The 3827-nt window shown below is 68.3% G+C and carries 4 protein-coding genes and 1 pseudogene; 2 read left to right on the forward strand and 3 right to left on the reverse strand.

What is annotated here, in order from left to right; genetic code table 11:
* The coding region (locus tag QZ847_RS14505) for a PD-(D/E)XK nuclease family protein (RefSeq protein WP_294357699.1) at positions 1–653 on the forward strand (653 nt) is incomplete at its 5' end.
* Between the two features lie 15 nt (positions 654–668).
* A complete protein-coding gene (trxA, locus tag QZ847_RS14510) occupies positions 669–1025 on the forward strand; it encodes a thioredoxin (RefSeq protein WP_294357707.1) in 357 nt (118 codons plus the stop codon).
* Between the two features lie 162 nt (positions 1026–1187).
* Here trxA and QZ847_RS14515 read toward each other — a convergent pair whose 3' ends face one another.
* From QZ847_RS14515 to QZ847_RS14525, 3 genes and pseudogenes are all read right to left on the reverse strand, one after another.
* Positions 1188–1991, reverse strand: a complete 804-nt coding sequence (locus tag QZ847_RS14515) for an inositol monophosphatase family protein (protein WP_294357702.1) — start codon at positions 1989–1991, stop codon at positions 1188–1190.
* A gap of 9 nt (positions 1992–2000) precedes the next feature.
* A pseudogene (gene argJ / locus QZ847_RS14520) lies at positions 2001–3248 on the reverse strand (bifunctional glutamate N-acetyltransferase/amino-acid acetyltransferase ArgJ); the annotation flags it as partial.
* Positions 3249–3423: 175 nt separating this feature from the next.
* Positions 3424–3687, reverse strand: a complete 264-nt coding sequence (locus QZ847_RS14525; RefSeq protein WP_294357705.1) for a phosphoribosyl-ATP diphosphatase — start codon at positions 3685–3687, stop codon at positions 3424–3426.
* Between the last annotated feature and the right edge of the window lie 140 nt (positions 3688–3827).

Below are 3827 nucleotides of genomic sequence, written 5' to 3' on the forward strand. Positions count from 1 at the left end.
TGCCACTGCCCCCCTGGGCACGAGAGATGGCGCCAGAGGAACAGCGCCCACCGCGCCCGCTCGCGCCCTCGTCACTGGGCGAGGACGACGCTGGCGACGCGCCGCCCACGCCCGAGATGCAGGCCGCGGCCGAGCGCGGCACGTTGATGCACGCCTTGTTCGAGCGATTGCCCGCACTCGCGTCGCCGGTTCGCGCCGAGGCGGCGGATGCGTGGCTCGCCTCGCGCGACGTGCCTGCGTCGGATCGCCCGGCGATCATTGCGCCGGTGCTGCGGGTGCTGGATGATCCGGCGTTCGCCGACCTGTTCGGGCCGGACGCGCTGGTCGAGGCGCCGATCAGCGCGGTGTTGCCGAACGGACGCGTGGTGGCGGGAACAGTCGACCGCCTGCTGATCGGCAACGGACACGTTCGCGTGATCGACTACAAGACCGGACGGCAGGTACCGCGCGATGCGTCGGAGGTGCCCGACTATCATCTGAAACAGATGGCGGCGTACCAGGCGGCACTGGAGGTCATCTTTCCCGACGCAGCGGTGGAGGTGGCGCTGCTCTACACCAGCGGCCCGGTGCTGATCCCGCTCGATGCGGCGGCGCTCGCGCGCGGGAAGCGTGGCTTGGCGGCGGCGGAGCAAAGCTTGGTCGCGGATGGTTGAGCGCGTGAACAGCGCATCCTAGATCAGCAACGACACAAGGAGTTTACGATGGCTACCAAGAAGATCACCGACGCCAGCTTCCAGAACGACGTGCTGTCCGCCGACAAGCCCGTGCTGGTCGATTTCTGGGCGGAGTGGTGCGGACCGTGCAAGATGATCGGGCCGAGCCTCGAGGAACTGTCCGAAGAGCTCGGCGAGCAGGTGACGATCGCTAAGATCAACATCGACGAGAATCCCGACGCGCCCGGCCAGTATGGCGTGCGCGGCATCCCGACGATGATCCTGTTCAAGGGCGGCGTGCCCGCGGCGACCAAGGTCGGCGCCGAGCCCAAGGGCCGGATCAAGGCCTGGCTTGAGGGTGAACTCGCGTGATCCTCGCGGCGCTGCTGCTCTCGGCAGCAGCGCCGGCTGATCCATGTGCGTGGAGCGTTCCGCCGCGGCCACGACGCATGCAGGTTGTCTTGGTCGACGGTTTCGAGTCGTCGTACCTCCGCGAAGGTGTGACGAACCATATTCTGCCGAGGCGGCTGCGTCTCAGTCGGTAACCGTACCCAGCACATGCGCTCCTCGCTCCCACAGCGACGACGCCGCCGCCGCGAGAAGGCCTTTGCCGGTGTCGGTCAGCGCGTAAAGGCGTCCGTCCGGCCGCGCGACTTGGCCACCCGCTTCGGTCAGAAACAGCGATCCCGCGGCATGGTCCCACGGGTAGATGCGCTCGAACCTAGCGATGTCGTGCGTGCCGTCGACCAGCGCGGCATATTGCGCGGCCGCGCAGCGCAGGCCGTGGCGCAGGTCGAGAGTGCCCGCTGCCTTACGCTCGATCGCGGCACAGTCCGCACCGGAGAACCAGTAGTTCGAGTAGGTCGCAATCGGTTGGCGCGCCGGGCGCTCGCCGCATGTCACCCGCGTGCCGTCGATGAATGCTCCCGCTCCGCGCGCCGCGAAGCAGAGGCGTTTCGTCATTGGTGCGTAGATCCAGCCGCGCTGCACCACACCATCCTCGACCAGCGCGACCATCATTCCGAACGGCTCACGCCCGTCGGCGAAGTTGTTGGTGCCGTCGAGCGGATCGACCAGCCAGACGCGGCCTCGCGCAACCGCCTCAATCAGCGAAGGATCGAGTGACGCGGCTTCCTCACCAACGACGCGCGCATCGGCGTCGAGCTGCAGCAGCGCGTCGGTGAGGATCGCCTCGCTCTCGCGATCGGCGATCGTGACCCAATCGCCCGGCGTCTTTTCCTCGGACTGGCTTGCGTTCAAACGACCGAAGCGCGGCAGGATCACCTCTTCCGCCACCTGCGCCAGCAGCGCGGCGACCGCCTGATCGAGCGTATTCATGCCCACCGCTCAGCTGCGGTAATCGGCGTTGATGCTGATGTATCCGTGCGTCAGGTCGCACGTCCATACGCGAGCGCTGCCTTCACCCAGCGCCAGGTCGACGCCGATCTCGATCTCCTGTCTCTTCAGGTGTGCCGCCACCGGCGCCTCGTCGTAGCCGTCCACCGCCAGACCATCTCGCGCAACCTGCGTCGCGCCGAAGCGTATCGAAAGCCGGTCGCGCTCGGCCGGCTCACCCGCCTTGCCGACCGCCATCACGACGCGGCCCCAGTTCGCGTCCTCCCCCGCGATCGCGGTCTTAACCAGCGGCGAGTTAGCGATGCTCATCGCGATCCGGTGCGCCGAACGGTCGCTCTCCGCACCCTCGACCGTGATCTCGATCAGCTTCGACGCGCCTTCGCCGTCGCGCACGACGAGCAGCGCGAGTTGGCGGCACACGTCGGCGAGCGCGGCGCGGAACGCGTCTGCGCCCGCATCCTCGTCGCTTGTCAGTGGCGTATTCCCCGCCATGCCAGTCGCGAAGGCGAGCACGGTGTCGCTGGTCGAGGTGTCGCCGTCGACCGTGATGCACGAGAAACTGCGCTCGTTCGCGGCCGACAGAGCGGCTTGCAGATAGCCCGGTGCGACCGCGGCATCGGTGAAGATGAAGCCCAGCATCGTCGCCATGTCGGGCGCGATCATCCCCGAGCCCTTGATGACGCCGACGATCGTGATCGTGCGCCCGTCGACGATCGCGGTCGCGCTCGCGCCCTTGGCGAACGTGTCGGTGGTCGCGATCGCGTCGGCGGCGTCGCGCCAGCCGACCGGCTCAGCGGCAAAGGCGGCGTCGAGTCCCGCCTCGGCCTTGTCGATCGGCAGCGGCACGCCGATCACGCCGGTCGAGACGACGTCGGCCACGGCATCCGCCACTCCGAGCTGCACGGCCGATTCGACCGCCCCGTCGAGAGGGACGATGTCGACGGCGATGCCGCGCTCGTCGAGGAAGGCGTCCACCAGACCCGGGTAGGCCGTCGCGACGCGAAGCCCCTCGAGGTCGGCGATGTCGGTGAAGCGGCCGGGGCGGCCGGCGAACCGGAAGGTCGAACCGGCGAAACCGAGCGACTCGACCTCGCGGGCGCCGGGCATGCGGGCGTCGAGCAGCAGGTCGCGGCCCGTGATGCCGACATCCAGCGCGCCGGAGCCGACGTAGGTCGCGATGTCGCGGGGGCGCAGGTAGAAGAACTCGACCTCGTTGACGGGGTCGACGGTGTACAGGTCTTTCGAGTCGCGTCGTCCGGTGTATCAGGCCTCCGAGAGCATCTCGGCGGCGGTCTCGGCGAGCGACCCCTTGTTCGGCACGGCGATTCGCAGCATGACGGGGGCTTTCGTGTGGGGTGAGCGTGTGGGCGACTCGCGCCGCGACGGGCGGCGACGAGGGGACGGAGAGCCGGGCTCAGAGATGTCGGTAGACGTCTTCGAGCGACAGGCCCTTCACGAGCATGAGCGTCTGCAGGTGATACAGCAGCTGCGCGATCTCTTCGGCCGCGGCCTCGTCGGACTCGTACTCGGCGGCCATCCACACCTCGGCGGCCTCTTCGACGATCTTCTTGCCGATGGCGTGCACGCCCGCATCCAGCTGAGCGACGGTGCCGGAGCCGGCGGGTCGCTCGACGGCCTTGGCGCTGAGTTCCGCGAACAGGTCGTCGAAAGTTTTCACGGTTCAAGGGTATCGGGTCGGCGGGGGTGGGGTTGTCGCCGCCGGTCGCCGGCTGTGAACCTCGATAAACGCCGTTCCTCGCGAGACACGCGGGGACGCGGCGTTTCTCGACAGGGACGGCGTTTATCACTCTGGGGTCG

The organism is uncultured Sphingomonas sp. (assembly GCF_913778135.1).
Lineage (GTDB): Bacteria > Pseudomonadota > Alphaproteobacteria > Sphingomonadales > Sphingomonadaceae > Sphingomonas.